Raw genomic sequence first — 782 nt, 5'->3', positions numbered from 1 at the left:
ACAATATGGCGCAAGAATATAGTAAACGCTATCTCTGCTACATTAAGATAATAGCTATAGAAAAAAGATCAACCAGAAATGTACTACTTGACCTCATAATAAGAATGGCGCAAATCTGAAATTCAGATAAGCGTCATTTTTTATTTTGGGCAAGACTGATGAAGGTTTAAGACATTATGGTTGTATTGTTTTATTTTATACATGGGGTACAATTCCCCTAACTTTTCATCTACAATTCAAGCGATAACCAATGATACATTTGGTTTATAGTTTACATAATAATAGCTATACCACTTTGTTTGAAAGTATACAATTTCACATAGACTTAAGTACATTTTAGTCGTTATATACTAAAATCCAACCTTCACTAGAATTTTTTATCCAAATAACTTTAGCAGGTATTCCACAAGATTTCCCCTCTTTTCCTTTATATATTTTATGCGCCCATTAAATAGCTTGTTATACTATCGTTTGTTAATAAAACAAGCTATTGTTCATGAATAAAATCCTTCACAATTGATTTATAAGTCTATACTTCTAAATTGCCTTCAGAATAGAATAAGTCTATAAACTATGAAAGGAAGGTAATTTATGGGGATTATTGTTACACTCACCGTTGTAGTCTTTATTCTACTCATTATTGTAGGATGTAGTTGTTGGGATCCTTTTTGGACGGCAACTGACGCTTCCGTTGGAAAATAAAAAACTTCCTATCACCAACTTAAACATAGAACATAGTTACTTCCAAAAACTAATCCACAGATTAAAATTTGAAATGCCAT

The 782-nt window shown here is 30.8% G+C and carries 1 pseudogene; it reads left to right on the top strand.

Going from position 1 to position 782, the window contains the following annotated elements:
- Positions 1-609 precede the first annotated feature (609 nt).
- Positions 610-672: pseudogene (locus JM172_RS25060) on the top strand (YjcZ family sporulation protein); the annotation flags it as partial.
- Positions 673-782: the final 110 nt, after the last annotated feature.

The organism is Bacillus sp. SM2101, assembly GCF_018588585.1.
GTDB lineage: Bacteria > Bacillota > Bacilli > Bacillales > SM2101 > Nanhaiella > Nanhaiella sioensis.
Note: the sequence above shows the minus strand (reverse complement) of the source record. Positions and strands in the feature narration are given on the sequence as shown.